The sequence below is a fragment of the Agrobacterium sp. NPDC090283 genome (assembly GCF_044769685.1).
Lineage (GTDB): Bacteria > Pseudomonadota > Alphaproteobacteria > Rhizobiales > Rhizobiaceae > Agrobacterium.
Genome location: NZ_JBIVYG010000009.1, coordinates 36,934 through 63,780, shown reverse-complemented (window position 1 = coordinate 63,780; position 26,847 = coordinate 36,934). Strand labels below are relative to the sequence as shown.

Sequence of the window (26,847 nt, the reverse complement as noted above, 5' to 3'; positions counted from 1 at the left end):
GGATCCCATCTCCCTTTCAGAGTTTCGCGTGAACGAGTTGCTGGGTGTAGCTGTGCTGCGGGTCCTGGAAAATCTGGTCCGCAAGGCCCTGTTCCACCACTTCACCCCGGCGCATGACCATAACCCGGTCAGCCATCGTGCGTATGACGCCGAGATCGTGGGAGACGAGAACCATGGTGATCGCGCGGTCGCGCTGCAATCTTTTCAGCGTATCGAGCACCAGCGCCTGGACGCTGACATCGAGGCCGGTGGTCGGTTCGTCGAGCAGCAGCACGGCCGGTTCCAGCGCGATCGCCTTGGCAAGCTGGACGCGCTGCTGCATGCCACCTGAAAGCTCGCGGGGGCGGGCGTCCATGCGGTCGATGGGGAATTCCGACGCATCGAGGGATTCTTTCGCGCGGGCGCGCAGTTCGGCGAAGTTGCGTTTTCCGGCGATCAGCAGGCGCTCGGCGACATTGCCGCTGCTCGTGTGGTTCATCAACAGGCCGAGATGCGGGTTCTGGTAGACGATGCCGATATGGTGGGCGCGCAGCATACGCCGCTCAAAGCGGTCGAGCGTGAAGAGGTCGCGGTCCGCATGGCCCGGCAGCGCCAGATTATAGGTGCCGGTATCGGGCGTATCCTCGAGATTCATCATTCTGAGAAGTGTCGACTTGCCGGAGCCGGATTCGCCGACGATGCCGAGCACTTCGCCCGGATAGACGGTGGCGTCGACGCCGGCGAGAGCCGTGACATCGCCGTAATTCCTGGCGATGCCGCGCATCGTCAGGATCGGCTCTGCCAGCATGAGTTTCGGCGGCTGGCGCTTCAGACCGGCCGTGTTGTCGAAATTAAGCGCCGCCATCAGTCCATCTTTCCGTTTTTGTACCAGGCATCGCCGATCTCGACCGTCCCGCCTTCCGATTTCTGGATGTGCTTGACGCCGAAATGGCTGTCGGAGAGTTCGTATTGCGACGAGCCGTCTTCCTGCGGCAGCTCGTTCATGAAATAGCCGGTGACATGGCTGCGGTAGCAGGTCTTGTCCTGATGATCCTCGACCCGGTAGGGCACGTCGTCGAAGACCAGCGGTTCGACGCTGGTATAGGGCGGCACGGCGAAAATGCGCTTTTCGCGGCCGGCCGAGAGGATCGTCAGATGATCGGCCTGATTGAGTTTCGGCACGTCCCAGCGCGGGATCGGCGATGGCGTCATGACGTGACGGCCGTTGACCATGCTCGGATAGCTCGACCCCTGCATGATGCGGCCGGAGCGGACGAGCTGTTCGTAGAGGATCAGCCAGAGCTGGCCGTAATCGGCGTCACCGTGCATTTGCCGGGCAACCGACATGTCCGGCTGGACGGGGCGCAGCGGCTCCGGGTTCGGCACCTGCAACACGAGGATCTGGTCTTCGCGCAGCTTCTCTTCCGGAATGCGGTGGCGCGACTGGATGATCGTCGCCTGCCTCGTATCCTCGGTCTCGACAGCGCCGCCGACGCGGCCGACGAATTTGCGGATGCTGCTGGCATTGACCGAATCGTCTGCGCCTTGGTCGATGACCTTGACGATCGATGCCGGCTTCAAAAGCGTCAGCGTCACCTGCAGGCCGCCGGTTCCCCAGCCGCGGGCGATCGGCACTTCGCGGCTGGCATAGGGCACCTGATAACCCGGCACCGCGATGGCCTTCAGAATGCGGCGGCGCAGTTCGCGCTTGGCCGATTCATCGAGAAAGCCGTAATTGAAGGCCGCCCAGGGCCTGGTGAGTTCCTGTAGCGTCGTCACAGCGCGACCTCTTCCTCGTCTTCTTGTTCGAAAAGCGCCGCCTCGGCCGCCGGCCTGGAAACCGCGGCCTCCCCGTCCGCCTTGACGCGGCGGATCGCGTCGAGGCTCGACTGGAAGGTGACATAGTGAGGCAGCTTGAAGTGGATGCAGAAGCCGGAGCTTTCGACCGGCTCGGTATGGTAGAGCACGAATTCCTCGTTGGAGGCCGGATGCGCGTTCGGCTGGCTGGAGGCGATATCGAGCGTGGCGGCGGCGATCACCTTCACCTCGTTCCAGCCGAAAGTGGCCGAGAAGCCGAGCTGCAATTCATGGGTCTTGGTGATGACCTCGGTCTGGCTGACACGCACGCGGCCGGCGCTGAAGACGGTGCCGCGCGGGTGGCGGAGCCGCACCGGCGCTTCGGCGAGACGCAGCTCGTTGACGGTCGGGTGGACGTCGCCGTAGCCGCGCATGGTGGCGTAGCCGAGCGCCAGCGTGCCGCCGGTATCGGCGCGCGCAAGGCTTTGCAGCTTGTGGGCGCGCTCGGCCGGGAAAAGCAGCGGCTGGCGGGTGAGGTCGGGAATATCGTCGGGCGCGATTGCCTCTGAGGGGTAATCCTTGATCAGGCCCTGCGCCTTCTGCCAGGCGGCGAGCGACGGCTGGGTCGCCGGCGCCGGTTCGGTGGCCGGGATGACCGGATCGGGCGTGTAGTCCTCACCCATCAGCACGCCGACCTGTAGCAGGCGGTGCGAATAATCGAGCGTCGGCCCAAGGATCTGGCCGCCGGGGATATCCTTGAAAGCGGCCGAGATGCGGCGGAGGGTGAAGAGGTCCGTCTGGGCGACCGGCTCGCAGACCGCAAGGCGCGGCTGGGTGGTGCGATAGGCGCGCAGCAGCAGCACCGCTTCGTAAATCTCGCCGCCGGCCTGGGCGATGGCGAGTGCCGCGAGATCCGGCTCATAGAGCGATGCCTCGCCCATGACGCGATCGATCAGATAAGGCAGACCTTGTCTGACGGCATCGATACGGGCGCGGGTGATCGGGCCGAGATCGTCGCGGAACAGGTTTTCGGCCTGTTCGATGGCGCGTTCGCCGCCACGGGTTGCTACATAGGCCATCAGAGCACCTCGATTTTCGTGGAACGGGGCAGACCGACCAGCCGGTCGGCATCGACGAGATAGAGATCCCAGCCGAGCGGATAGCGGATCGCCTTTTCGCGCATCGCCCAGAAGGACGGGTCGATGCCGCCGATTTCGATCGTCAGCGACCCCTTGATGCCGGGGCCGGTAAGGCGAAGGGCCTGGCCGGAACCGATCCTGGCCGGCGCAAACAGCGTCGCGGCTTCGTCCGGATAGGCAAGCGAACCGCTGCGCAGCGCCGACAGCGCCTCGACCTCGGCTGCGCAGCCGAGCGGGGCGAAGACATATTCGGCCCTGTCGAGGAGAGCGCGGTGAGCGCCGGTGTCGGCGAGCCGCCGGTCGAGCGCGGCGTCATCGGCAACGTAGAAGGTGCATTCGCGGTCGAGCAGGCTTTCGGCCAGCGTCTCGAAGCCGGCGAAGGGCAGGGTGCGGATGAGGCCGGGGCGGCCGAGCGCCCACATCAGCGCGTCGAATGCCGCATTGGTGCGGCTGTCGTCGGCGGTCGGGGTCAGGGAGAGCGACATGGTCAGAAGGTCTCCATCTGCACGCGGGTCGCCTCGACCTTTTTCAGCCGTTCGCGGTCGGTTTCCTCCTGGTGGCGGCTTTCGGCATCCAGAAGTTCGAGGATCGGGCCGGGCCGGTGCTCGGCGGCGATGGCCGCGTCGATGACGGCCATCGCCATCGCATGTTCGAGATCGCGGCCGGTGACGGCGCCGTAACCTTCGACATCGCGCTCCGGCACACGGATATGCGCTTCCGCCACCAGAACCTCGCCGAGATGGAAGGCGGTGTTGCGCACCGTATCCATGAAGGGCAGCATGGCGAGCCCGGTGCGGTTGGCGACGACGGAAACAGCGCCGAGATCGGTCAATAGGGTCTCGGCGCAGGCCTTGATGGTTTCGGGGCGGCTTGCCGCCAGAATGTCGAGCGCCTGCCCATGGGTATAGGCCGCGATGACCGGCTCGCCGGTCGCAACGTCAGTCATTGGTCTTCCTCTCTGCGGGTATTGCCGTTGCCCGGCTTCCGGGCGCTTCATCGTTATCGATGACGAACTGCATTCTCTCGCCGGCCCAGACCACTTCGGAATAGGCGATCGGCCGGCCTTGCATGTCGACGTCGACCTTCTGGGTGACGAGGACCGGCTGTTCCGGGGATTGCGCCAGAAGCCGGGCTTCCTCGGCGATCGGCAGGCGGGTCAAAATGGTGGTGGCTTGGCGCATATAGTCCGGAATGCCGAATTCCCGATAGATTTCGGTGATCGAGGCGCCGATGCGGCGACGCGCCGGCATGTCCGGAAAGCGCTCGACCGGATAATAGCTTCGGCCGACCGTTATCGGCACGTCGTCGGCAAAGCTGCGCCGCAGGATCATATAGACCTTCGAGCCTTCCAGAATGCGCAGCGCCGCGGCGACGACCGGCGGGACGGCAATCTCCATCTCGTCGATCGGCTGGCCGGAAGGGACGCGCCCCTGTTCCTTCAGGTTGCGGCTGAAACGCGTGCGCCTGGCGATCGCATAGCGGATGACCGACTGTTCCTCGACAAAAGTGCCGCGACCCTGTTCGACCCGCACCTTGCCGGCCGCCGCAAGTTCGGCGATGGCACGCCGCACCGTGTGCCGGCCGACGCCGAAGCGCCGCATGATCTCCAGTTCGGTCGGCAGCTGGCTGCGCGGCGCCAGGACCCCGGACGCGATGTCCCGGCTGATCTGCTTTTCGATGGATTGCCACTGGCCCCATTTGGGGCGTTCGGTCTGCACCATGGCCAGCCTATATGTTCGGACGACTTCAAATTCATTCGGATGAATGTGCTTATAGCTGGCCTCAATGACAGTCGTATGTCCGAATGGGCATTTGCCGGGATTTCTAACGGCGGGCGCTTGCCGCAGTTCAGCCGCTCGTGCGGCGCAACCAGTCGGCGGTCTGGCGGCTGGCCCGGGTTGCAGCGGAAGCTGCGGTCTCACCATCGAGCAGGGCATGGAGGAAAGCGCCGCTGAAGCGGTCGCCGGCGCCGATCGTGTTTTTGACATGGACGGTTGGCGCCGGAGCGACTTCAACGACGTTACGTCCGTCGAACAGGGTGACCGGGCGGGGGCCGTCGGTCAGCACCAGCATTTTCAACCGCGGACCCGCGATCGCCCGGGCGCGCCGCCAGGCGATCTCGATCCCGTCGTCCGCATCGTGGCGCGACGAGATGACGTAGTCGGCGGGGCGAGGTGTGGCCGGGCGCAGCGGCAGTTGCGAGATGATGAGCGGTATCGTATCGAGCTCCGCGACGAGGCCGGCGTCGAGATTGAGCGCGTTGAGATAGGCCGCATCGCCGCTGAATGGAGCGCTGGCCGCAAACAATGGACTGCTGCGATCCCCGCAATAGAGGATCGTTCGCTCGCCGTTCGGTTCGAGCAGGATTTCCAGCGGTCTGGTTTCGCCGGGATGCAGCGCCACCTGCCGCGTGTCGAAACCCATTTCCTGAAGCACCTTGAGTGCGCGGAGGCCGTGTTCGTCCTGCATCAGCCGATTGACGAAGGCGACTTCGGCGCCAAGCTCGAGAAGCTGGCAGCCGGTGAAAAAGCCACCGCCGCCAAGATGGATTTCGCGTGAGGAAAACCGCAGCCGCCCGCCCGCAACCAGCGGATCGTCGAGCTGCCAGATGCGGTCGTGGTTGACCGAGCCGATGACGATCACGTGATACATGCTTGCCTTATCTTTCGTCGATACCGCGAATTTTCCGCTACTGAAAGGAACGATAGACACCCCATTTTACGGAGGCATGACGGATATTTGAGCAAGTATAGCCATTGAAAGCGGACAGGCCGAAAGCTACCGAACATTCGACGGGTCATCTCATTGATTGTGACTTTCTGATCAACGAGACGATGAAAAAGACGGCGATCGGCCCGGCGCGAACTTGAACGGTTCACCTTAGTCCGTGGTTAAGGCGCTTGCTGGTTCATCCAGCATTGTTCGGTATCGATTGAGGCTCTCTTCAAGATGTGCCGCAATTGCGTTCTTTGCAGCCTTCGCATCGCCCTGCGTTATAGCAGAAAGGATAGAGGCGTGTTCCTTGTTTATTTTCTTGAGATAGGCTTGGTAAGCTCGCGATGATTGGCGATGTTTCAACACGAGTTCGAAGTTGATACTCTCCATCACCGCTTCCAGAAAACTTGGAAAATGAGGGTTTCGCGTTGCTCTGGCAATTGCAAGGTGGAACTCGAAATCTGCACGTGCTTCGATTTCGGCGTCGTCAGTTTCAAGGGCGTCGAGATGATCATAGGCTCGCGCGATTTCGGCCAAAGCTTCCGGCGTCCTGCGGGTTGCCGCGAGTGCTGCAGCCTGCATCTCAACACCGAGCCGCAGTTCGAGTATTTGCATCGCGGAGCGGATATCGTCGATCCGGTTGATCTCGAAGTTCAGTGTCTTTGCGTCTTTTTCCGTAACAAATACACCAGCACCCTGTCTGGCAGTGACCCGGCCGCCGACTTTAAGCGACATGAGGGCTTCGCGAATGACGGTGCGCGACACCCCGAACTCCTCGCAGAGCTGAGCGCTTGATGGTATCTTTTCTCCCGCAGAATAAAGCCCCGAATCGATGCGTTCGCTGAGCTTTGCAACAACGATTTCTGCGAGATTGCCGCGTTGCGTGATAATCGACAAAAGATGCCCCGTCTTGTTATGGAGTTGGATTTATCACATATCACATATCATTCTACTTGGCGACGCCCGGTTTGAGAAGGTCGCACAATGTCTCCAAGGGATGAGGGAGACGCTTTTGGTCGATTTCTTTTGCCTGTGAGCGGCAGGAATAACCGGTTGCCATTGTTACGATCTCGTCCGAACGGGCAATTTCCGCCGACCAGCTCATCCCGTACAGCTTCTCGGATGTGCTGCGGTTGCGTAGCTCATGTCCGAATGTTCCAGCCATACCGCAACAGCCTGTGTTTGCAATCTGCAGATCGACGCCGACTGCTTTGAAAACGGTCTGCCATTGCATCAGCGAGGAAGGCGCATTGGTGCGCTCCGTACAGTGCGGCAGCAGCTTGAGCTGCTTGCTTATCTTTACTTCCTGGGTGGCATCCATCGGCCTCGACATATTCGCCAGCCACTCCTGTGGCAGGAGCACGGGCGGTATGTTGCTTTGGCTGTCTGCTTCCCTGTATTCGCTCCGGAAGGCGAGCGTCATGGACGGATCGAGGCCAACCAGCGGAACACCGGTTGCGGCAAGGCGATCGAGTTCGCCTGCGGTTTTTGACGCGGCTCTCTTAAACCGATCCAGATAGCCGTGGACATGCAACGCCTTGCCGTTCGTCAGGGGCGGTGAGAGAAGAGGCGTAAAGCCAAGCAATCGGGCAACCTCTATTGCGGCAACGCCCACCGATGGATCGAAATAGGCTGTGAATGCATCGGCAACGAAGATAACGAGGCGTTCTCGCTGGTTCAGGGGCAACGCGTCAATCCGGTCAGCCTGTGCGACGTCGACCCCCATGCGCGCTGCCAGGCGCGGAAGAGGTAAACGTGCCAGACCAGGAAGCGCTGTGAGGCCTGCCAGTCTCATTGTGGCGCGACCGAACGAGCTGCCAACAGCGAGATTATAAATCGGCCGGAATCTTGCCATGAGAGGCAACATGGTTTCGATACTGGCGACAAGCGGATCTTTTAACGGTCGCAGGTACCTGCCGTAATAGAGGTTCAGGAACTTCGAGCGGAAAGCAGGCACGCTGACCTTGACCGGACATTGGCCGGCGCATGCTTTGCAGGCAAGACAGGTATCCATGGCTTGCCTGACTTCGTGCGAGAAGTCGGAACCGTTGACGGGGTTGAGCGTATTGACGGCGCGTCTGACGAATCCCAGTGTCCTGCCAGATTTGCTTAGTTTTGCAGCTTCCCGTCTGGGGTCGATGCCCCGTTCGGCAAGAAGCCGCAGCCATTCGCGCATCAAAGCTGCGCGGCCTTTGGGCGAGTAGATACGATTTCGTGTCGCTTTATAGGAAGGACACATCGGGCTCGACACATCGAAGTCGAAACACGCACCGTTTCCATTGCAGTAGGCGGCATTGTCAAAGGCGGCGCGGATTTCATTTCCAATCGCCTTGTCGACGGAGCCGCGCAGAGGCACCTCGTCTATCTTCAAAAGCGGTTCGTCGTCTGGCGTTGCGATCTTACCGTGGTTGAGGCGGTTCGCCGGATCAAACGCTCGTTTGATGTCCTGCAGACGCGGGTAAAGATCGCCGAAAAACTCTGGAACGTATTCGGAACGGACCCCTTTGCCGTGTTCACCCCACAGGACTCCGCCATGCTTGCGGGTGAGGGCAACGACGGCGTCGGTGATCTCACGGATGAGCGGCACATGGTCGTCGCGCGTCAGGTCAAGGGCAGGCCGAACATGAAGGACCCCTGCGTCAACGTGACCGAACATGCCGTAGGAAAGGCCAGCTCCGTCAAGAAGCGCGCGGAACTCTCTGATATAGGCCGCGAGGTTTTCGGGCGGAACCGCAGTGTCTTCGACGAAGGCAACGGGGCGAACTGGTCCGTCGACATTGCCTAGAAGGCCAACGGCGCGCTTGCGCATGCTCCAGATCGCTTCAACATCGGCTGGAGCAGCGGCGATCGTGTACCCTCCGCTGCCGATGTCTGCCGCATGCGACAATGCAGACGTTACGCCCTGCACTTTAAGTTCCAGCTCTGCCGGATCGTCGGCCAGTACTTCGACGATGTTGATGCCGTTTGTCGAGTGACTTGCATCATCAGGGAAAAACCGGGCAATGCCATTCCAGACAATGTCACCTTTCGCTAGGCCGAGTACTTTCTCGTCGATGGTCTCGACCGAAGCTACGCTTAGTGCGGTGAGGCGCCGGGCGTCCTCCAGTGCGGCATTGAAATCGGCATATCGGATATTCACGAGTGCTGAATGTTTCGGAATTGGCAGCAGATTGAGTTCGATCTCGGCGATAATGGCCAGCGTGCCCTCTGACCCGCAAAGGATGGCATTGAGATCGAAGCGTCCATCGTCGCGACGGATGTGCGCCAGGTCATATCCTGTCATATATCGATTAAGACGGGGAAATACGTTTTTGATCCTGTCACCGTCGTCTCGAGCGATGCGATCAACCGTGCGATGGATGTCACCGATGCGATCGGTACGGGCTTTGACTTTGGCAAGCGAAACATCGTCGAGTGGACGGGACCACCAGTCCGTTGCGTCGCTGAGGATCACTCTAAGCCCGAGAACGTGATTGCTTGTCTTTCCGTAGAGGCACGATCCCTGACCGCAGGCGTCGGTCGATACCATGCCGCCGATTGTCGCTCGATTGGAGGTGGAAAGTTCCGGTGCGAAGAACAGGCCATGTTCCCTAAGCGCGAGATTGAGCTGGTCTTTTACGACGCCGGCCTCTACACGCGCGGTCCGGCGCATGGGATCAATCTCTAAAATCCTGTTCATGTGCCGCGAACAGTCCACGACAAGCCCGGTTGTCAACGATTGACCGTTTGTCCCCGTGCCGCCTCCACGCGGTGCAAGACGCAGGCTCTCGAAACGCGTCTCGGAAAGGACGCGCATAAGGATCTTTATGTCTTCCGCATCCTTCGGGAACACCACTGCCGATGGTTCGCGCTGATAAATCGAATTGTCCGTCGAAAAGACAGTGCGCGCTGCGGCGCTGGCATCTGCGTCGCCGGAGAACCCTGCCTCTACGAGACGTTCAAAAAAACCGGGAGTGCCGGCGCAATGGATATCGCTCGTCTGCAGCCTAGGGATCATTGGTTTTCGCAGAAAAATTTACTTGAGGTTCGATTAACTTGGCATATAAGTGATAACATACAAATAAAATGGCGCAACTGAAATGCAGAGGTGGAACGTGAAAGATCAGACAGCAGTCATCGTGGGCGGAGCTTCGGGTCTCGGCCTGACAACGGCAAAGCTCATGGCGTCTCACGGTGTTGCCAGAATTGGCCTCATCGATCGAAATGCGGAGTTGCTCGCGTCTTCGGCGGACACTTTGCGGGGTCTCGGTGTGGAAGTCGCAACTTCGGTTGCGGATATTTCCAGATCCGAGACCGCTCACCGGGGCTTCAATGAGATTGCGGAGAGGCTGGGCAGGATACATTGCCTTATCAACAGCGCGGCGATCTATCCACGCAAGCCGATCCTTGAAATCACCGACGAGGAATGGGATCTGGAAAATGCCATCAACGTCAAAGGCACGTATCATATGATGGTGGCGGCCATTCTTCATATGCGCCAATACGTCAATGCGCCGGAAGTGACTGGCCGTATTGTCAACGTAACATCGGTCGATGCGTTTAAAGCGCACCCTCAAAACGCTCACTACGCGGCGACCAAGGCTGCAGTCGTCAGCCTCACCAAATCGTTTGCTGCGGAAGTCGCAAAAGATCAGATCCTCGTCAATTCCGTTGCACCGGCGGGCTTTGCCACCGATCGCGCCAAAGAACTCGGCTTTCTTCCCGAGCTTGCGAAGGCGAGTGCTTTGGGTCGTGCTGCCGAACCCGTCGAAATGGCCGAATGGATCGTCATGATGGCGTCAAGCCGCAATACCTACGCGACGGGCGAGAACGTCGTCATCAGCGGGGGCTACATCTATGTTTGACATCTACCGCAACGCCGTCGTCACAGGGGCGACCAGCGGCATCGGCAAGGCCACGGTGCTTGAACTCGCCCGGCGCGGTCTGACGGTCTATGCAGTCGGCCGCAACCGGGAGCAGCTCGATGAACTGTCCTCTGTAAAAGGTGTCATCGCGGTTCAGGCGGATGTACGGGAGACTGCCAAGATCGCAGATGCCGTCAACGGCGTGGAGATCGATGTTCTTGTCAACAATGCGGGCATCCTCTCCACCCGTGCGACATTCCACGAGATCGATCCCGCCGAGATCGATGCGATGATCGACGTCAATCTCAAGGCGCCGATGCATCTCACACGGGCGCTCCTGCCGGGCATGGTTGAGCGCAAGCGCGGTCATCTGGTTTATATCGGTTCAAGCGGTGGTCAGGCACCATATCCGAACATGGGCGCCTATGGTCCATCGAAGGCGGGTCTCAGCCTCTTTTGCGACAACCTGCGATGCGATCTTTTGGGTACGTCGGTCAGGGTGACGGAAGTGGTGCCAGGGCGGGTGCAAACGGACCTCTACCGGACAGCAATGGCAGGAAACTCTGCACGCACGCTGCTTTATGACGGCTATCGTCCCATTCAGCCGGAGCATGTCTCATCGATCATCGTGAACGCTATCGAGCTTCCGGTGTTTGTCGATGTCGCACGCATCGAGGTTTTCCCGACAGACCAGGCGACCGGCGGCGGTACGATGGTCAAGTTTCAGGAGTAGGGCTTCTCGCAGCAACAAGCATTACTTGTCGAAGTCTTTCATTTTCTTGATTTCGCCGGTGCGGCGATGTGGTCATCATCTTTGCAAATATGAGGGTGATCGATGTCGAGGGCACTTGTAACAGGAGCAACGAGGGGGGCGGGCCGTGCGGTGGCGGTGGCACTTGCCTGTGCCGGCTATGAAACTTGCGCCCTTGGGCGCGACAGGCTGGTTCTGGAAGAGCTTCGCAGCGATTTTGGTGTGCTTCCCATGGCGATCGATCTGACCGATCGTGAGGCGGTTCGGGTGATCGTTGAGGGCATGAAGCCCGATATCGTCGTGCACGCCGCATTGCGGTGGCCCACTGAAACGGCCTTTGAGAAGCTTCAGGAAGCAGACATAGATATGGCTCTTGAAGTGAACCTCTCCGCAATGTTTCACCTGACGCGGTTGGTCCTGCCGGCCATGAAGGAGCAGGGGCTGGGCGCTCTGTTTGTGGTTTCGCCTCATTCCGGCGAAGGCCCGTCGACCCTGGAAAGAAGCGTAGCCGGCGCGAGTGAGGCATTTGTCGAGGCCCTTCAAGGCGAGCTGACGGACGCTGGCATTACGGCCCAGTCAATCATTTGCGAAAAGCCTCCATTTGATTTGCTGGTCGCATCTATTCTCGAACATCTGGAAACCGTTGGCCTGGCGCCTTTACGCTACAAAGCCGACGCTCATAATCATCAGGGAACGCGCAATGTTACGTAATGGTGGGCAGCTTTTGGTCGAATGCCTGTTGGCACTCGGTGTGCGCAAAGGCTTCGGAGTGCCGGGAGAGAGTTATCTTGCCGTGCTGGACGCGCTGCATGATACGGTGGGCAAGCTCGACTATGTCGTGTGTCGTAATGAAGGGGGCGCCTCCTTCATGGCAGCCGCCTATGGCAAGCTCACCGGTCAGCCCGGTATCTGCTTCGTCACCCGTGGTCCGGGCGCCACCAATGCCTCGATCGGCGTTCATACCGCCATGCAGGATTCCTCGCCGATGATCCTGTTCGTTGGCCAGGTCGGCACCGACATGAAGGGCAGGGAAGCCTTTCAGGAAGTGGACTACAAGGCTGCGTTTGGAACGGTGGCGAAATGGGCCGTCGAGATCGATCAGGTCGAACGTATTCCCGAAATTGTCGCCCGCGCATGGACGACGGCGATTACCGGTCGTCCCGGCCCGGTTGTTATCGCCCTGCCGGAAGATATGCTGACGTCAATGACGGAAAAGGCGCCACTTTCCGGTCCGGCCGAAATCATCGAGGCCGCACCTTCGGAATTTGCCATGCAGCGCCTTGCGACTCTGCTGTCGCAGGCCAAGCGTCCAGTCATTCTTTACGGTGGCTGTAACTGGAAGGAAGGTTCGGCCAAGCGCCTTCAGGCGTTTGCGGAAGCATCCGATATCCCGGTCGTTTCTGTGTTTCGCTATCAGGACCAGTATGACAACGAGTCCCTCACTTTCTGCGGCGAAGCCGGAGTCGGTATGGTTGCGTCGGTGAAGGAACTGCTGCGCGATGCGGATGTGATCCTCGCGATCAATAACCGCTTCGGGGAAAACTCCACCGATGGTTATACGCTGTTCGACGTCCCGCAGCCGCGCCAGCGCATCATCCACGTTCACGGTTCTGATCTGGAGATCGGCAAGATCTATCAGCCTGAACTCGGTATCCATGCGGGCCCGAATGCCTTTGCCGAAGCGCTGTCTGCACTCGAACCCGTCAAGGGACCATGGGCCGAATGGCGAAAGAAGGGCCGCGCCGCTTACGAGGCAGGGTTTAACCTCAAGGATCTGCCGTCGCCGGTCGATATGGGCAAAGTCACTGCTTATCTCAACGAGATATTGCCGGAGGACGTCATCCTGACGAATGGCGCGGGCAACTTCACCGTCTGGCCGAACAAGTTCTTCAGGTTCGGTCCGAGGGCCCGGCTTCTCGCCCCGCAATCCGGCGCGATGGGTTATGGCGTACCGGCAGCCATTGCCGCCAAGGTTGCCTTTCCGGACCGCACAGTCGTCTGCTTTGCCGGTGACGGCGATTTCCAGATGAACTGTCAGGAACTTGCAACCGCCCTGCAACACGGCGCACAGCCGATCATCCTTCTGCTGAACAACGGCATATACGGTACGATCCGCGCCCATCAGGAGCGCCATTATCCGGCCCGCGTTTCGGGAACCGAAATGGTCAATCCGGATTTTGTCGCTCTTGCCAAGGCATATGGTTTCCATGCCGAGCGAGTGACGGCGACGGCTGACTTTGCAGAAGCCTTCGAGCGTGCGCTTTCCTCTAGAACCGGTGCGCTTCTCGATCTCGATATCTCGCCGGAAGCTCTGACACCGAGACAGACCCTTTCCGAAATGCGCCAGGCCGCGCTTGCCAAGAAGGAAAACGCATGACCATCGGAAACGACATCCGTCTCGGCGCAGATATCGGCGGTACGTTCACCGATATCGCCCTCGACGTGCGTGGAACGCTGTATTCGACCAAGGTTCTGACCAATTATGCAGCGCCGGAACAGGCCATTCTTGACGGCATCGACATCGTCATCCGCGATGCCGGTATCGCCATTTCGCAGATCGAGCTGATCATTCACGGTACAACGCTTGCCACCAACGCGTTGATCGAGCGTCGTGGCGCGCGCACCGCACTGGTGACGACCGAAGGCTTTCGTGACGTGATCGAGATGCGTACGGAGAACCGCTTCGAGCAATATGATCTCGATCTTGTTCTGCCCAAGCCGCTGATTCCGCGAGAAGACCGCTTTCCGGTCAAGGGCCGCATCTCGGCGCAGGGTACGGAACTTCAGCCGCTGGACGAGCAGGCGCTCGAGGAAATCGCCAGACGGATCGCCACCGAGGATTTCGGCGCCGTCGCCATCGGTTTCATTCATTCCTACATGAACCCCGACCACGAGCGCCGTGCCCGAGAAATCCTCGCCCGGACGCTTGATCTGCCGATCTCGATCTCCAGCGAGGTTTCGCCGCAGATGCGCGAGTTCGAACGGTTCAACACTGTTTGTGCAAACGCCTATGTGCGCCCGCAAATGGCCGACTATCTCAATCGTCTCCAGGTCCGCCTCAAGGACATGGGCGCCTCCTGCCCGGTCTTCATGATCCATTCCGGCGGTGGCCTCGTGTCGGTAGAGACAGCGGCCGAGTTTCCCGTGCGTCTGGTCGAATCCGGCCCGGCCGGCGGTGCGATCTTCGCAGCGGATGTGGCGCGCCGCTTCGATCTTCAGCGGGTGGTCTCCTATGATATGGGCGGGACGACTGCAAAGATCTGCCTCATCGAGGATTTCCAGCCGCAGACCGCCCGGACGTTCGAGGTCGCGCGCACCTACCGGTTCTGCAAGGGATCAGGCATGCCGATCTCGATACCGGTCATTGAGATGATCGAGATTGGTGCTGGTGGCGGCTCGATCGCCTGGGTCGACGCCATGGGACGCATTCAGGCAGGGCCTGAATCGGCCGCTTCCGAGCCGGGTCCTGCCTGTTACCAGCGCGGGGGCGAGCGGCCGGCGATCACGGATGCCGACCTCGTTCTCGGCAAGCTCGATCCCGACAATTTCGCCGGCGGCAAGATCAAGCTGTCAACCGGGAAGGCGTCCGCTGCGATAGCCCGCGACGTTGGCGACAAGCTCAGGCTCGATCCGCTTTCGGCTGCTTTCGGCATTGTTGAGGTGGTGGATGAGAATATGGCCAACGCCGCCCGCGTCCATGCGGTTGAAAACGGCAAGAACATCTCGGAAAACACCATGATCGCCTTTGGCGGTGCCGCACCCCTGCACGCCGCGCGGCTTTGCGAAAAGCTTGGCGTCGACCGCTGCCTCATCCCGCAAGGTGCCGGTGTCGGCTCGGCGATCGGCTTCCTGAAGGCTCCTTTCGGTTATGAGGCGGTCGGCTCGCAGATCATGAGCCTGTCGGCCTTCGATACCGTCCGGCTCAACACGTTGCTGGACGACCTCAAGGAGACCGCCGAGGGTTTCGTGCGCGCCGGCACGGCTGGCAAGATCAGTCGCGAAGTGGTGGCGTTCATGCGCTATCGCGGCCAGGGTTGGGAAATTCCGGTCAGCCTGCCGGATCGTCATTTCGAGGCTGCCGACCGCGCCATGATCGAGGAAAATTTCAGGGCGCGTTATGCCCAATTCTTCGGCCGGGCAGTGGAGGGGCCTGAAATCGAATTCGTCACATTTTCCGTCAAGGCGCAGGATGTGCGCCCGGGTGGTGAGCGCCATGCGCTGATCTCCACCGGCAGTCCGACCGACACCCCGGTCACGCGCGACGTATTCGATCCAGCCGCGGGCGCCCCTCTCAAAACGGCCATCGTGGAACGCTCGACGATCAGGGCCGGCGAGCGTGTTGCCGGTCCGGCGGTGATCGTCGAGCGTGAAACCTCGACCATCGTCACCTCGCCGTTTGACGCCATCGTTCAGAGCGACGGCACCATCCTTCTGATCCGAAAAGGACTGTAATCCATGAGCCAGCTTGACGAAATCCGCATGCAGGTGATGTGGAACCGGCTGATCTCCGTCGTCGAAGAACAGGCGATGACGCTGTTGCGCACCGCTTTTTCGACCTCGGTGCGCGAGGCAGGCGACCTTTCGGCCGGTGTCTACAACGCGAAGGGTGAAATGCTGGCGCAGGCCGTGACCGGCACGCCGGGCCATGTCAACACGATGGCTGAAGCCGTACTGCACTTCATCGCGGAAATTCCGCGCGAAGAGATGTATCCGGGCGACACCTACGTCACCAACGATCCCTGGAAGGGCACCGGTCATCTTCACGACATCACCATGGTTTCCCCATCCTTCAAGGGAGAGGAACTGATCGGCTTCTTCGCCTGCACGGCGCATGTCGTCGATGTCGGCGGTCGTGGTTTCGGCGCCGATGGCAAGTCGGTTTATGAGGAGGGCATCCAGATCCCGATCATGAAGTTCGCCGAGCGCGGCGAGGTGAACAGGGATCTGTTGAAGATACTGCGCCTCAATGTTCGTGAGCCGAACCAGGTCATTGGCGACTTCTTCTCGCTTGCGGCCTGCAATGACGTTGGTCATCGTCGCCTTATCGAAATGCTGGACGAGATCGGCCTTCCCAATCTCGAGACGCTTGGCTCTTTCATCCTCTCGCGCACCCACACGGCGATCATGGAGCGGATTGCCGCCCTGCCGAAAGGCGCATGGAAAAACGAGCTTCTGACTGACGGTTACGACGAGCCGATCAATCTGGCTGCCGAGGTAACGATCGGTAACACGTCGGTCGATGTCGATTTTTCCGGCACGGACGCGATGAGCCGGTGGGGCATCAACGTGCCGCTGATCTATACGAAGGCCTATGCCTGCTACGCGCTGAAATGCGTGGTCGCCCCCGACATTCCCAACAGTGCGGCGTCGCTTGCCGTCTTTAATGTTTCCTCACCGGTAAATATTCTCAACGCCGAGCGCCCGGCTCCGGTTTCTGTTCGCCACGTGATCGGACACATGGTGCCGGACCTTGTGCTTGGCGCGCTTGCAAAGGCGCTGCCGGGAAAAATCCTCGCCGAAGGTGCCGCGGCGCTGTGGAACATCCATATTTCCGCCCGGCCGGTCGCTGGCGCACAGGGGCGGCGCGCCGAGGTGCTGATGTTCAATTCGGGCGGCATGGGCGCGCGGCCGGGGCTTGATGGACTGTCTGCGACGGCTTTCCCCTCCGGCGTCCATACGATGCCGATCGAGGCGACGGAACATACCGGACCGATCGTCGTCTGGCGCAAGGAGTTGCGTCCGGATTCCGCCGGCGATGGCGAATATCGCGGCGGTCTCGGCCAGATCATCGAGATCGCCCCGGCCGATGGCCACGAATTCGATTTCTCCGCCATGTTCGACCGCATCGGGACACCGGCGGCGGGCCGCGATGGCGGCGAACCCGGAAAGCCCGGCAAGGCCATGCTGGATGACGGAACATTGCTGCGGCCGAAGGGATGGCAGCATGTGCCCTCCGGACGCAGGCTGGTCCTGCATTTACCGGGCGGCGGCGGGTTCGGCGATCCGGAAAAGCGCAGCGAAGCGGCGAAGGCTGAAGATGTCCGCAAGGGTTATGTGACGGAGACGAAATGATGACGAGGATTGCAGACCGTCTTGCGGCGGTAAAACCTTCGGCCTCCATGGCCGTGTCACAGGCAGCCAAGGATCTGGCCGCCACCGGGATCGATGTGATCGATCTTGGTCTCGGTGAACCCGATTTCGCCGCCCCGGCGCATGTGACCGAGGCGGCATTCAAGGCGGCCCGCGAAAACCGGATGCTCTATACGGCCGCACCTGGCACGCCGGAACTGCGCCGCGCCATCGCTGCCAAGTTCAAACGCGAGAACGGACTTGATTTTGCCCTCGATGAAATCGCCGTTGCCAACGGCGCCAAGCAGATCATCTTCAACGCTCTGATGGCGACCGTCAACGAGGGCGACGAGGTCATTCTTCCCGCTCCCTATTTCGTCTCCTATCCGGAAATGGCGAAGCTTTTCGGCGGCGTGCCGGTGACACCGGCTTGCGGTGCCGAAGACGGTTTTCGCCTGACGTCCGAGGTGCTGGAAGCGGCAATCACACCGAAGACGAAATGGCTGTTTCTCAACCTGCCGGGCAACCCCTCCGGCGCAGTTTATAGCGAGGAACAGCTTAAGGCGCTCGGCGTCGTTCTCGCCCGCCATCCGCAAGTTCTCGTCCTGTCCGACGAGATCTATGAACACATCATTTTCGATGGCCGCAGTTTCGTGAGCTTCGGCAGGGCCTGCCCGGACCTGCGCGATCGCAGCCTGATCGTGAACGGCGTCTCCAAGGCGTATGCGATGACCGGCTGGCGTGTCGGTTATGCCGCTGGTCCGAAGGATCTCATTAAGGCAATGTCGACCGTGCAGAGCCAGTCCTGCACATCGGTTGCGACGGTGGCGCAGATCGCGGCGCAAGCTGCACTCGAAGGGCCCCAGGAAGAGGTCAGCCGCTTCCGTGAGGCGTTCGAGCGGCGTCGGGACCTCGTCGTGCGCGAGATTTCCGCGATCGAAGGTCTGACGCTCGATCCGCCGGAAGGCGCGTTCTACGCCTATATCGGTTGCGCAGCCTTTATCGGGACGAAGACGCCGGAAGGCGTCACGATCGCCAATGACAGCGACTTTGCGACCTATCTTCTTCGCGAGGCTCATGTCGCGGCCGTGCCGGGCGCGGCCTACGGCCTGTCGCCTTTCTTCCGCATTTCCACCGCGACATCCGAAGCCACCCTTCAGGATGCCATCGCCCGCATTGCGGCTGCCGTTTCCAGACTGCAAAATTAAGACAGGATGCCAAGGATCCCATGACAAAACCCTTCAAGACCATCCTGATCACCGGTGCGGCCGGACGGCTCGGCACCGAGTTGCGCAAGGGACTTGCGCATCTTGCAGACACGCTGCGCCTTGCGGACCGCATTGCGATCGAAAATGTCGGCCCCAACGAGGAGGCACTGACATTCGAACTTTCGGACGCAGCTGCCGTGATGAAGGCTGCCGAAGGCGTCGACGCCATCGTTCATTTTGGCGGCGCACCGCTTGAGACGCGCTGGGCGACCATTCTCGATTCCAACATTCAGGGCAGCTACAATATCTACGAGGCCGCCCGGCAGAATGGCGTGAAGCGCGTCGTCTATGCCTCATCGGTTCACGCCATAGGCTACCACGAGCTGGAAGCGCATATCGATGTCGAGGCTCCGGTGCGTCCCGACAGCCTTTACGGTGTGTCGAAATGCTTCGTGGAGGCACTAAGCCGGTTTTATTGGGACAAGTTCGGCATCGAATCCGCCTGCCTGCGCATATTCTCGTCATTTCCGGAGCCGGCGGACCGTCGCATGCTCTGGTCGTGGCTTTCGTTTGGAGATTGTGTGCGCCTTGCCGAAGCCAGCCTGACGGCTCCGCGTATCGGACATACAATCAGCTTCGGCATCTCCGATAATAAGGTTAAGCCCGTGGACAATTCCCTGAGTGGCCACATTGGCTTTCAGCCGGAGGATAGTTCCGAGCGATTTCGCGCCGACGTCGAGGGACGGACGGCGCCGAATGACCCCAAGGCGCCCGCCACACGTTATCTCGGCGGCTGGTTCGTCGATCTCGGACATCCCGACGATGAGGTTTCCAAATGAAAGACGCCTATGACGTGGTGATCGTCGGCGGGGCGGTCATCGGCTCCGCTGTAGCCTATTATCTCGCCGCCAATCCGGACTTCAAAGGCTCCATTCTGGTCGTGGAGCGGGATCCGACCTATCTGACCGCGTCGACATCGCTGTCGTCGTCATCGATCCGCACGCAGTTCTCCAATCCGATCAACGTCAGGATCAGCCAGTACGGGTCTGAGGTGATCCGCAATTTCGGCGAGATGATGCAGGTCGGAGATGACAAGCCGGATCTCGGCTTCCATTCCGGCGGCTATCTCTTCCTGGCCAGTACACCGGACCAGGTGGAGATTCTGCGGGAAAATCACGTGGCGCAAAAGGCATGTGGAGCAGATGTCGTTCTCTGGAACAGAGATGAACTCGGTGAAGCCTTCCCGCACCTCAATGTCGCCGACATCGAACTTGCGTCCTATGGGCGGTCGGGCGAAGGCTGGTTCAACAATACCGGTCTGATGTACGGCTTCAAGAACAAGGCCCGCTCGTTGGGGGCTGAATATGTCACCGGCGAGGTGGTTGGGATCGGCCGTGAAGGCGATACCGTAACACAGATCACGCTGAAATCCGGCGTCGTGGTCAAGGCTGGCACCATCGTCAACGCATCGGGCCCGCGTGCCGCTTTGACCGCCAAAATGGCCGGTCTTCATATTCCGGTTGAACCCCGCAAGCGCACGCTTTTCGTCTTCGATTGTGCGAAAACGCCGGAAGGCACTGCGGCAGTCAACCAGGGCCGGTTGCCGCTGATGATCGATCCCAGCGGCGTCTTCTGCCGTCCGGAGGGTCGTTTTTTCCTGTCCGGCTGCCCACCCATTGAAGACCCGACTGCGGATTGGGATGATTTCGAACCGCGTTACGAAGAGTTCGAAGAGATCATCTGGCCGGCTCTTGCCGAACGATCGGCCGCCTTCGAGGCGATCAAGGTCGTGAACCAGTGGGCCGGTCACTACGACTTCAACACGCTGGACCACAATCTGGTCGTTGGCCGTCATCCACAGGTTCGCAACTTCATCTTCGCCAACGGCTTTTCCGGGCATGGCCTGCAGCAGGGACCGGCGACAGGGCGTGGCGTTTCCGAACTGATCGTTTATGGCGAATACCGGACGCTGGACCTCACGGAAGTCGGCTTCGAACGCATTGTTGAAAATCGACCTTTCCTTGAAAAGGCGGTGATCTAATATACGACGCTTATCCGGCGCGCACAGCCCGGATAAGCGTCGTAAATCTCGTTTGGCAGCGGAGGTGAAATTGGCTGGGCAGCATATGCGACTTCCCCCTTTGAACGCGCTACGCGCCTTCTGGGCCGTCATGCGGCAGGGAAGCTTTCGTAGTGCTGCCGATGAACTGCTGGTCACACCGCAGGCCGTGAGCCAGCAGATCAAGTTGCTGGAGGACATTCTCCATGTGCCGCTCTTTGAGCGCAAGGCGCGGGTGATAGAACCCACGGAACAGGCCATCGTGCTGTCCCACTTCATCGAGGCGGGTTTCGATGAATTCACCGAAGGCATTCGCCGTGTCACCAATTCCACCTATCGAAACCGTATCAATATCAATGTCAGCCCCTATTTCGCGACCCGTTATCTCATGGAGAGACTGGAACGATTCCGCGAATTGATGCCCGGCGCCGATATTCGCATGACGACCATGGTCAGCATCCGCGATTTCGCCGCTGACGAGGTGGACGTCTGTATCCAGTGGGGCTTCGGGGCCTGGAAGGATTATGATTGCCAGCTATTGGTGCGTGATCCGAAGATCATCTGCTGCGCTCCCGAACTCGCTGAGCGGATTCGGGAGCCGAAAGACCTCACGGCGTTCACACTTCTACATCCCGTCATGGCCAGAAACCTGTGGGGCAAGGTACTCAGACATCTGGGGCTGGAACCGGCGGAAATTGCCGGCGAAATCGAGTTTCAGGATGCTGCCACCATGCGCCGGGGAACGGTATCGGGCCTCGGCGTCGGGCTTGTGTCGAGACTTGATGCCCTGTCCGACATCAAGGCGGGCCGGTTGGCCGCGCCCCTGGGTATCGACCGGCTGGACGGCATGGAGGAGCGAGATGTGCCCGGGTTTTACCTGGTGGTGCCTCGGGCCCACAAGCGCGTCAAAATCATCTCGACGTTCTGCGAATGGATTTGTGCGGAGGACTGGTCCTCCAGACGCGAATTCGACTGATTTTTCTGCCCTCCGAAAGCCGGAACGCACAAATGCACCGACGCTTCCCTTGAAGCGGCGATGCACGATTTCGTCATTTTGCCGCGAGAGCAAGGAGAGAAAGTAAATCTTGTCTATCGCTGTTGTTTCTTGGTTTGGTCACGACGGCAAGTAATGCAGTCTTTCTCCTGGCCGGATGGACGGAGAACGACAGAAATCCCTCTCAAACGCGCCCTCGATTAAGCTCCTTTTCCCTGGTTGTCGCGACAGGCCCCGGGAATGGCTATCGCAACAAAAAGAGAGAGAGCAACTCTCCGGGCAGCTAACGGTCATTGGGCCAAACCAGAGGGATTTAAAAAATGAATTCTATTTCGAAGCTTCTTGCGGGCGCTGCTTTCGCGTCGGTTCTTGTCGTCTCCAGCGCATATGCTGCAGACACGATCAAGATCGGCGTTGCGGGCCCGATGACAGGTGCCAACGCCACTTTTGGTGAGCAGGTGTGGACCGGTGTTTCTGCCTATATCAAAAACGTCAACGAGGCCGGCGGCATCGATGGCAAGAAGGTGGAGCTGATCAAGGGCGATGACGCCTGCGAGCCCAAGCAGGCTGTGGCGGTCGCCAATCGTTTTGTCGACCAGGACAAGGTGCAGGCACTCGTCGGCCACTTCTGCTCATCGAGCACCATTCCCGCATCGGAAATTTACAACGACGCCGGTATCCTCATGGTGACCCCGTCCTCGACCAACCCGATCGTCACCGATCGCGACCTCGAAACGGTGTTCCGTACCTGCGGTCGTGACGACCAGCAGGCTGTGGTTGCCGGCTCGTTCATCCTCGACACACTGAAGATCGACAAGATCGCTCTTGTCCATGACAAGGATACCTACGGTCAGGGCCTCGTGGATGCGTTGAAGAAGACACTTGCCGATCGCAAGGTCGAGCCGGTTCTTTATGAAGGCCTGACGCGCGGCGAACGGGACTTCAACGCGCTCGTCACCAAGATCAAGAGCTCGGGCGCAAAAGCCGTCTATTTTGGCGGCCTCATTCCTGAAGCCGGCCCGCTCATCCGCCAGATCCACGAACAGGGTCTGGACGTCGCCTTTGTCAGTGGCGACGCGCTTGCCCAGGCCGAAATCGTGACCGCAGCCGGCGGCGCGCAGAACCTCAAGGGTGTCTATTATTCGTCGGCGGCAGATCCAAAGGAAGATCCGGCATCCGCGGATGCACTTGCCGACCTGAAAAAGCAGAGCATCGCGCCCGACAACTACACCCTGTTCGGTTATGCCAGCGCCCAGACCATCGTCGCCGCCATCCAGGGCACCAAGGACGGCAAGATCGAGGATCAGGTAAAATGGCTGCACGCCAACACGGTCAAGTCTGCGGTCGGTAATCTCGGCTGGAACGAGAAGGGCGACGTGAAGGACTTCAAGTTCGTCTTTTACTCTTTCGACGACAAGGGCACTCCGGTTCGCAACTAAACGATCCTGTTAAAGGGGCCGGCCGGCATGGCCGAGCCGGCCCCGCTGTGCAGGCAAGAACAATCAAAAAGGGGTTCGCCATGGATTTTTACATCTTGGCGCAGCAGCTGATCAACGGGATCACGCTGGGCACCATCTATGGTCTCATCGCCGTGGGCTATACCATGGTCTATGGCGTCATTCGCATGATCAACTTTGCCCATGGCGACGTTTACATGGTCTCTGCCTATGTCGCGGCCATCGTGCTTGCCGTCATCAGCTTTTTCGGCATTCAGTCAGTGCCCTTCGCGCTGATATCCATTCTCATCATCACCTGTCTCATTACGGCTGTTTACGGTTGGGCGATCGAGCGCGTTGCATACCGGCCGTTGCGCGGCTCGACCAAACTTGCGCCGCTGATCTCGGCCATCGGCATTTCACTGATGCTGCAAAGCTATGTTCAGATCGCGCAGGGCGCACGTGATCAGGGCGTTCCGATCCTGATACAGGGCGCCTTCCGCTTCGGTGGCGAGGAGCACTTTGCGCAGATTACCTATATGCAGACCATTATCCTGGTCGCGTCGCTGGTCGCCATGGGTATCCTGACCTATGTGATCAATCATACACGCATCGGACGGCAGTGCCGCGCGACCCAGCAGAACCGCCAGATTTCCGCGGTGCTTGGCGTCGATACCGACCGCATCATCTCCACCGTCTTTGTCATCGGCGCATCGACTGCGGCAGTCGGGGGCACGCTGGTGACGTTCAACTATGGCTCCTTCAATTTCTTCATCGGCTTCGTGATGGGTATCAAGGCCTTTACCGCCGCCGTACTTGGCGGGATCGGTTCGCTCCCCGGTGCCGTGCTGGGTGGTGTCCTCCTTGGGCTGACCGAAGCGCTTTTCGCGGGTTACGTCAGCACCGACTACAAGGATGTCTTCGCCTTCGGCCTGCTGATCGTCCTTCTCTTCTTCCGCCCTTATGGCCTGCTCGGACGGCCTGAAATCCAGAAGGTATGAGGAGGCTATGATGAACACGCATGAAAATCCTCTGCTAAAACTCGGCAAGGAAGCTTTGCTGACCTTCTGTGTATCGCTCGTGCTGGTCGGGCCGATTTCCGGCCTGGTTCTCGACGGCTTCACCTTTCGCAACGAACTTGTTCACGCGGTTCTGATTGCGGCCGTCATCACCATCGGCAGGGTCGTGCTGTCAGTCGCTTCAATGACGCCGGTCGGGCGTCATATCTCGGCGGCACTGGGCCGCAGCGGCGGTGGCGTGACGGTGCGGTCCGGGCAGGAACGCTCGCCTGCCTTTCTCCTTGCGGTCCTGTTTCTCGCAGGTCTGGCATTGCCTTTCGTCGCCGACAAATATTTTCTCGGTATTGCCATCCTCGCCCTGATTTATTGCCTGCTGGGTCTCGGTCTCAACATCGTCGTTGGCCTTGCCGGTCTGCTGGATCTCGGTTTCGTTGCCTTTTATGCGGTCGGCGCCTATCTTCTGGCGCTCGGCGCGCAATATCTGGGTCTCGGTTTCTGGAGCGCGCTGATTATTGCACCGTTCCTGGCCGGCTTCTGCGGCATGATCCTCGCCTTTCCGGTTCTGAAGATGCATGGCGACTACCTTGCCATCGTCACCCTTGGTTTCGGCGAAATCATCCGTCTTGTGCTCAATAACTGGCTGGCCTTCACCGGCGGTCCGAACGGCGCACCGGTACCGCCTCCGACCCTGTTCGGGCTCGAATTCACCCGCACGGCGCGTCAGGGCGGAACCCCCTTTCACGAGGCGTTCGGCATCCCCTATAATGCCGACTACAAGTTCTGGTTCATCTATCTGGTGCTGTTCCTCGTCGTCTGCGCGGTGATCTATGCGGTGCAGCGTTTGCGTGTCATGCCGCTTGGCCGCATGTGGGAAGCCCTGCGCGAAGACGAGATCGCCTGCCGCTCGCTCGGCGTCAATCACGTCTTCATCAAGCTTTCCGCCTTCATGCTGGGCGCTTCGACCGGCGGCCTCGCCGGTGTGTTCTTCGCCGTCCATCAGGGCTTCGTGAACCCGACATCCTTCACCTTCTTCGAATCTGCGCTGATCCTCGCCATCGTCGTGCTCGGCGGTCTCGGGTCGACGGTCGGAGTGGTGCTGGCGGCTCTGGTCCTGACGATTCTACCCGAACTCCTGCGCGATTTCGCCGAGTATCGTGTTTTCGTTTTCGGCGTGCTGATGGTGGTGATGATGATCTGGAAACCGCGTGGCCTTGTCCGTGTCACGCGGCCGGCCTTCTTTCCGTCCAAGTCCGCCGAACGGGCATCGTCGCCTGTTCTTGGCGCCAGCGCGGAGGCAAGCCGATGACCGCACCGCTCCTTGAAGTTTGCAATGTGACGATGCGCTTCGGCGGCATCGTCGCCAACCGCAACGTTAATTTTTCCGTCGAAAAAGGCGCGATCACCGCGCTGATCGGCCCCAATGGGGCCGGCAAGACCACGATGTTCAACTGCATCACCGGTTTTTATCGTGCGAGCGAAGGCAATATCCTTTTGCATGGCGAGAATGGCGCGCAGGATATCGGCGAACTGATCGCTCGGCCGATTACCGGCGGCTCGCATCTGGCAACCCGTGCCGGCATCGCCCGCACCTTCCAGAACATCCGGTTGTTCCGCGAGATGTCGGTGGTGGAAAACCTTCTTGTGGCCCAGCACCGGCAGACCGCCAACAATCTCCTGAGTGGTGTCTTCTCGACACCTGCCTATCGCCGCGCCGAACGCGAGGCGGTCGATCGCGCCTATTATTGGCTGGAGCGCATGCATCTCGCCGAGGATGCCAACCGGCTTGCCGGTGAACTGCCCTATGGCCGGCAGCGGCGGCTGGAAATCGCCCGTGCCATGTGCACGTCGCCAAAGCTGATCTGCCTCGACGAGCCGGCTGCTGGCCTCAATCCGGCGGAAACCGGAGAATTGTCCGAGGTCCTGCAGATCCTGCGCGCCGACCATGACCTGACTGTGCTGGTCATCGAGCACGATATGGGGCTGGTGATGCGGATCTCGAACCATATCGTCGTGCTCGACCACGGCGAAGTCATATCCAACGGCACGCCCGACCATGTGGCGAATGATCCGGCTGTGATTGCCGCCTATCTCGGCGTCAGCGAAGAAGAGGTCCAGTGATGCAGCAAAACCCGCTTCTCGAATTCGTTGGCGTGCATAGCCACTACGGACCGGTCGAGGCCCTGAAATCCGTCGATGTGCATATCCGTTCCGGCGAGATCGTCAGCCTGATCGGAGCAAATGGCGCCGGCAAGACGACCCTTCTGTCGACCATCTTCGGATCGCCGCGGGCGACTGCCGGTCGCATTCTTCATCGCGGCGAGGATATTTCGCGGTTGTCGACACATCGCATCGCCAGACGCGGCATCGCATTGGTGCCGGAAGGCCGGCAGATTTATCAGGACATGTCGGTCGAGGAGAACATGATGATGGGGACGACGCCAATCGGGATGGAGCATTTCGACGAAGACAGGGCGACGATGTTCGACCTGTTCCCACGGCTGAGGGAACGTCGCAACCAGATGGCCGGCACCATGTCGGGCGGCGAACAGCAGATGCTGGCGATTGCGCGTGCCATGATGGCGCGGCCTGAACTGATCCTGTTCGACGAGCCCTCGCTTGGCCTTGCGCCGCTCGTCGTCAAGCGCGTGTTCGAAGTCCTGTCCGAGATCGCCGCCATGGGCAAAACGATCTTTCTGGTCGAACAGAACGCCAATCATGCGCTGAAACTGTCGCAGCGGGCCTATGTGATGGTCAACGGACGGATCCATCTGTCTGGAGAAAGTGCAGCGCTCCTCGACAATGAAGACGTCCGCAAGGCCTATCTCGGCCTGCATTGA

General features: G+C 60.0%; 24 protein-coding genes. 15 read left to right on the top strand and 9 right to left on the bottom strand.

The genetic code is table 11. The features are described 5' to 3' along the window. Positions 1-16 precede the first annotated feature (16 nt). The 9 genes from ACIQUH_RS14820 to ACIQUH_RS14780 all read right to left on the bottom strand — a co-directional run bounded on the left by ACIQUH_RS14820 (position 17) and on the right by ACIQUH_RS14780 (position 9,627). Complete coding sequence (locus tag ACIQUH_RS14820; RefSeq protein ID WP_400816330.1) at positions 17-844, bottom strand: ATP-binding cassette domain-containing protein; 828 nt, start codon at positions 842-844, stop codon at positions 17-19. Beyond that, on the bottom strand, positions 844-1,758 hold the full coding sequence (locus tag ACIQUH_RS14815) for an alpha-D-ribose 1-methylphosphonate 5-phosphate C-P-lyase PhnJ (RefSeq protein WP_400816328.1): 915 nt from the start codon (positions 1,756-1,758) through the stop codon (positions 844-846). The genes ACIQUH_RS14820 and ACIQUH_RS14815 overlap by 1 nt, the downstream gene beginning before the upstream one ends. Next, entirely contained in the window at positions 1,755-2,855 is a 1,101-nt protein-coding gene (locus ACIQUH_RS14810; protein ID WP_400816326.1) for a carbon-phosphorus lyase complex subunit PhnI, read from the bottom strand. The genes ACIQUH_RS14815 and ACIQUH_RS14810 overlap by 4 nt, the downstream gene beginning before the upstream one ends. Next, the gene (phnH, locus tag ACIQUH_RS14805) at positions 2,855-3,400 is read right to left on the bottom strand and encodes a phosphonate C-P lyase system protein PhnH (RefSeq protein WP_400816324.1); all 546 of its coding nucleotides are present in this window, start codon (positions 3,398-3,400) and stop codon (positions 2,855-2,857) included. Before phnH ends, ACIQUH_RS14810 begins: the two co-directional genes overlap by 1 nt. Positions 3,401-3,402: 2 nt before the next feature. Continuing rightward, a complete protein-coding gene (locus tag ACIQUH_RS14800; RefSeq protein ID WP_400816322.1) occupies positions 3,403-3,861 on the bottom strand; it encodes a phosphonate C-P lyase system protein PhnG in 459 nt (152 codons plus the stop codon). Further along, positions 3,854-4,636, bottom strand: a complete 783-nt coding sequence (gene phnF, locus ACIQUH_RS14795) for a phosphonate metabolism transcriptional regulator PhnF (RefSeq protein WP_400816320.1) — start codon at positions 4,634-4,636, stop codon at positions 3,854-3,856. Before phnF ends, ACIQUH_RS14800 begins: the two co-directional genes overlap by 8 nt. A 127-nt stretch (positions 4,637-4,763) precedes the next feature. Beyond that, on the bottom strand, positions 4,764-5,567 hold the full coding sequence (locus tag ACIQUH_RS14790) for a PfkB family carbohydrate kinase (RefSeq protein ID WP_400816318.1): 804 nt from the start codon (positions 5,565-5,567) through the stop codon (positions 4,764-4,766). Between the two features lie 228 nt (positions 5,568-5,795). Then, positions 5,796-6,527, bottom strand: a complete 732-nt coding sequence (locus ACIQUH_RS14785; protein WP_400816316.1) for a FadR/GntR family transcriptional regulator — start codon at positions 6,525-6,527, stop codon at positions 5,796-5,798. Between the two features lie 52 nt (positions 6,528-6,579). Continuing rightward, positions 6,580-9,627 carry an FAD-binding and (Fe-S)-binding domain-containing protein gene (locus ACIQUH_RS14780; protein WP_400816314.1) on the bottom strand — a complete coding sequence of 1,016 codons (3,048 nt, stop codon included), beginning with the start codon at positions 9,625-9,627 and terminating at the stop codon, positions 6,580-6,582. Between the two features lie 97 nt (positions 9,628-9,724). On the opposite strand from ACIQUH_RS14780, the gene ACIQUH_RS14775 reads away from it, so the two are divergent. The 15 genes from ACIQUH_RS14775 to ACIQUH_RS14705 all read left to right on the top strand — a co-directional run bounded on the left by ACIQUH_RS14775 (position 9,725) and on the right by ACIQUH_RS14705 (position 26,847). Then, complete coding sequence (locus ACIQUH_RS14775; protein WP_400816312.1) at positions 9,725-10,474, top strand: SDR family NAD(P)-dependent oxidoreductase; 750 nt, start codon at positions 9,725-9,727, stop codon at positions 10,472-10,474. Then, on the top strand, positions 10,467-11,207 hold the full coding sequence (locus tag ACIQUH_RS14770; RefSeq protein ID WP_400816310.1) for an SDR family oxidoreductase: 741 nt from the start codon (positions 10,467-10,469) through the stop codon (positions 11,205-11,207). Before ACIQUH_RS14775 ends, ACIQUH_RS14770 begins: the two co-directional genes overlap by 8 nt. Positions 11,208-11,309: 102 nt before the next feature. Next, positions 11,310-11,936, top strand: coding sequence for an SDR family NAD(P)-dependent oxidoreductase (locus ACIQUH_RS14765; RefSeq protein WP_400816308.1), 627 nt, complete (start codon positions 11,310-11,312; stop codon positions 11,934-11,936). After that, a complete protein-coding gene (locus ACIQUH_RS14760; RefSeq protein WP_400816306.1) occupies positions 11,926-13,602 on the top strand; it encodes a thiamine pyrophosphate-binding protein in 1,677 nt (558 codons plus the stop codon). The genes ACIQUH_RS14765 and ACIQUH_RS14760 overlap by 11 nt, the downstream gene beginning before the upstream one ends. Continuing rightward, positions 13,599-15,677 (top strand): hydantoinase/oxoprolinase family protein, encoded by a 2,079-nt coding sequence (locus ACIQUH_RS14755; protein ID WP_400816304.1) that lies wholly within the window; start codon positions 13,599-13,601, stop codon positions 15,675-15,677. Before ACIQUH_RS14760 ends, ACIQUH_RS14755 begins: the two co-directional genes overlap by 4 nt. Before the next feature lie 3 nt (positions 15,678-15,680). Then, the gene (locus tag ACIQUH_RS14750; RefSeq protein WP_400816302.1) at positions 15,681-17,297 is read left to right on the top strand and encodes a hydantoinase B/oxoprolinase family protein; all 1,617 of its coding nucleotides are present in this window, start codon (positions 15,681-15,683) and stop codon (positions 17,295-17,297) included. Further along, the gene (locus tag ACIQUH_RS14745) at positions 17,297-18,502 is read left to right on the top strand and encodes a pyridoxal phosphate-dependent aminotransferase (RefSeq protein WP_400816300.1); all 1,206 of its coding nucleotides are present in this window, start codon (positions 17,297-17,299) and stop codon (positions 18,500-18,502) included. The genes ACIQUH_RS14750 and ACIQUH_RS14745 overlap by 1 nt, the downstream gene beginning before the upstream one ends. Before the next feature lie 20 nt (positions 18,503-18,522). Next, on the top strand, positions 18,523-19,341 hold the full coding sequence (locus ACIQUH_RS14740) for an NAD-dependent epimerase/dehydratase family protein (protein ID WP_400816298.1): 819 nt from the start codon (positions 18,523-18,525) through the stop codon (positions 19,339-19,341). Continuing rightward, positions 19,338-20,543 carry an NAD(P)/FAD-dependent oxidoreductase gene (locus ACIQUH_RS14735; protein ID WP_400816296.1) on the top strand — a complete coding sequence of 402 codons (1,206 nt, stop codon included), beginning with the start codon at positions 19,338-19,340 and terminating at the stop codon, positions 20,541-20,543. The genes ACIQUH_RS14740 and ACIQUH_RS14735 overlap by 4 nt, the downstream gene beginning before the upstream one ends. 85 nt (positions 20,544-20,628) lie before the next feature. Next, positions 20,629-21,537 carry a LysR substrate-binding domain-containing protein gene (locus tag ACIQUH_RS14730; RefSeq protein WP_031234414.1) on the top strand — a complete coding sequence of 303 codons (909 nt, stop codon included), beginning with the start codon at positions 20,629-20,631 and terminating at the stop codon, positions 21,535-21,537. Positions 21,538-21,875: 338 nt separating this feature from the next. After that, positions 21,876-22,994, top strand: a complete 1,119-nt coding sequence (locus tag ACIQUH_RS14725) for an ABC transporter substrate-binding protein (protein ID WP_400816294.1) — start codon at positions 21,876-21,878, stop codon at positions 22,992-22,994. Positions 22,995-23,074: 80 nt separating this feature from the next. Continuing rightward, entirely contained in the window at positions 23,075-23,992 is a 918-nt protein-coding gene (locus ACIQUH_RS14720; RefSeq protein WP_400816292.1) for a branched-chain amino acid ABC transporter permease LivH, read from the top strand. Positions 23,993-23,999: 7 nt separating this feature from the next. Next, on the top strand, positions 24,000-25,316 hold the full coding sequence (livM, locus tag ACIQUH_RS14715; protein ID WP_400816290.1) for a high-affinity branched-chain amino acid ABC transporter permease LivM: 1,317 nt from the start codon (positions 24,000-24,002) through the stop codon (positions 25,314-25,316). Further along, entirely contained in the window at positions 25,313-26,128 is an 816-nt protein-coding gene (locus ACIQUH_RS14710) for an ABC transporter ATP-binding protein (RefSeq protein WP_400816288.1), read from the top strand. Before livM ends, ACIQUH_RS14710 begins: the two co-directional genes overlap by 4 nt. Then, positions 26,128-26,847 carry an ABC transporter ATP-binding protein gene (locus ACIQUH_RS14705; protein WP_400816583.1) on the top strand — a complete coding sequence of 240 codons (720 nt, stop codon included), beginning with the start codon at positions 26,128-26,130 and terminating at the stop codon, positions 26,845-26,847. Before ACIQUH_RS14710 ends, ACIQUH_RS14705 begins: the two co-directional genes overlap by 1 nt.

Excerpts from the sequence above, each read along its gene's own strand:
- phnF (WP_400816320.1), bottom strand. The coding sequence starts at position 4,636 with ATGGTGCAGACCGAACGCCCCAAATGGGGCCAGTGGCAATCCATCGAA.
- livM (WP_400816290.1), top strand. The coding sequence starts at position 24,000 with ATGATGAACACGCATGAAAATCCTCTGCTAAAACTCGGCAAGGAAGCT.
- ACIQUH_RS14790 (WP_400816318.1), bottom strand. The coding sequence starts at position 5,567 with ATGTATCACGTGATCGTCATCGGCTCGGTCAACCACGACCGCATCTGG.
- ACIQUH_RS14725 (WP_400816294.1), top strand. The coding sequence starts at position 21,876 with ATGAATTCTATTTCGAAGCTTCTTGCGGGCGCTGCTTTCGCGTCGGTT.
- ACIQUH_RS14770 (WP_400816310.1), top strand. The coding sequence starts at position 10,467 with ATGTTTGACATCTACCGCAACGCCGTCGTCACAGGGGCGACCAGCGGC.
- ACIQUH_RS14750 (WP_400816302.1), top strand. The coding sequence starts at position 15,681 with ATGAGCCAGCTTGACGAAATCCGCATGCAGGTGATGTGGAACCGGCTG.
- ACIQUH_RS14710 (WP_400816288.1), top strand. The coding sequence starts at position 25,313 with ATGACCGCACCGCTCCTTGAAGTTTGCAATGTGACGATGCGCTTCGGC.
- ACIQUH_RS14755 (WP_400816304.1), top strand. The coding sequence starts at position 13,599 with ATGACCATCGGAAACGACATCCGTCTCGGCGCAGATATCGGCGGTACG.
- ACIQUH_RS14740 (WP_400816298.1), top strand. The coding sequence starts at position 18,523 with ATGACAAAACCCTTCAAGACCATCCTGATCACCGGTGCGGCCGGACGG.
- ACIQUH_RS14735 (WP_400816296.1), top strand. The coding sequence starts at position 19,338 with ATGAAAGACGCCTATGACGTGGTGATCGTCGGCGGGGCGGTCATCGGC.
- ACIQUH_RS14745 (WP_400816300.1), top strand. The coding sequence starts at position 17,297 with ATGACGAGGATTGCAGACCGTCTTGCGGCGGTAAAACCTTCGGCCTCC.
- phnH (WP_400816324.1), bottom strand. The coding sequence starts at position 3,400 with ATGTCGCTCTCCCTGACCCCGACCGCCGACGACAGCCGCACCAATGCG.
- ACIQUH_RS14760 (WP_400816306.1), top strand. The coding sequence starts at position 11,926 with ATGTTACGTAATGGTGGGCAGCTTTTGGTCGAATGCCTGTTGGCACTC.
- ACIQUH_RS14720 (WP_400816292.1), top strand. The coding sequence starts at position 23,075 with ATGGATTTTTACATCTTGGCGCAGCAGCTGATCAACGGGATCACGCTG.
- ACIQUH_RS14810 (WP_400816326.1), bottom strand. The coding sequence starts at position 2,855 with ATGGCCTATGTAGCAACCCGTGGCGGCGAACGCGCCATCGAACAGGCC.
- ACIQUH_RS14800 (WP_400816322.1), bottom strand. The coding sequence starts at position 3,861 with ATGACTGACGTTGCGACCGGCGAGCCGGTCATCGCGGCCTATACCCAT.
- ACIQUH_RS14705 (WP_400816583.1), top strand. The coding sequence starts at position 26,128 with ATGCAGCAAAACCCGCTTCTCGAATTCGTTGGCGTGCATAGCCACTAC.
- ACIQUH_RS14765 (WP_400816308.1), top strand. The coding sequence starts at position 11,310 with ATGTCGAGGGCACTTGTAACAGGAGCAACGAGGGGGGCGGGCCGTGCG.
- ACIQUH_RS14730 (WP_031234414.1), top strand. The coding sequence starts at position 20,629 with ATGCGACTTCCCCCTTTGAACGCGCTACGCGCCTTCTGGGCCGTCATG.
- ACIQUH_RS14780 (WP_400816314.1), bottom strand. The coding sequence starts at position 9,627 with ATGATCCCTAGGCTGCAGACGAGCGATATCCATTGCGCCGGCACTCCC.
- ACIQUH_RS14820 (WP_400816330.1), bottom strand. The coding sequence starts at position 844 with ATGGCGGCGCTTAATTTCGACAACACGGCCGGTCTGAAGCGCCAGCCG.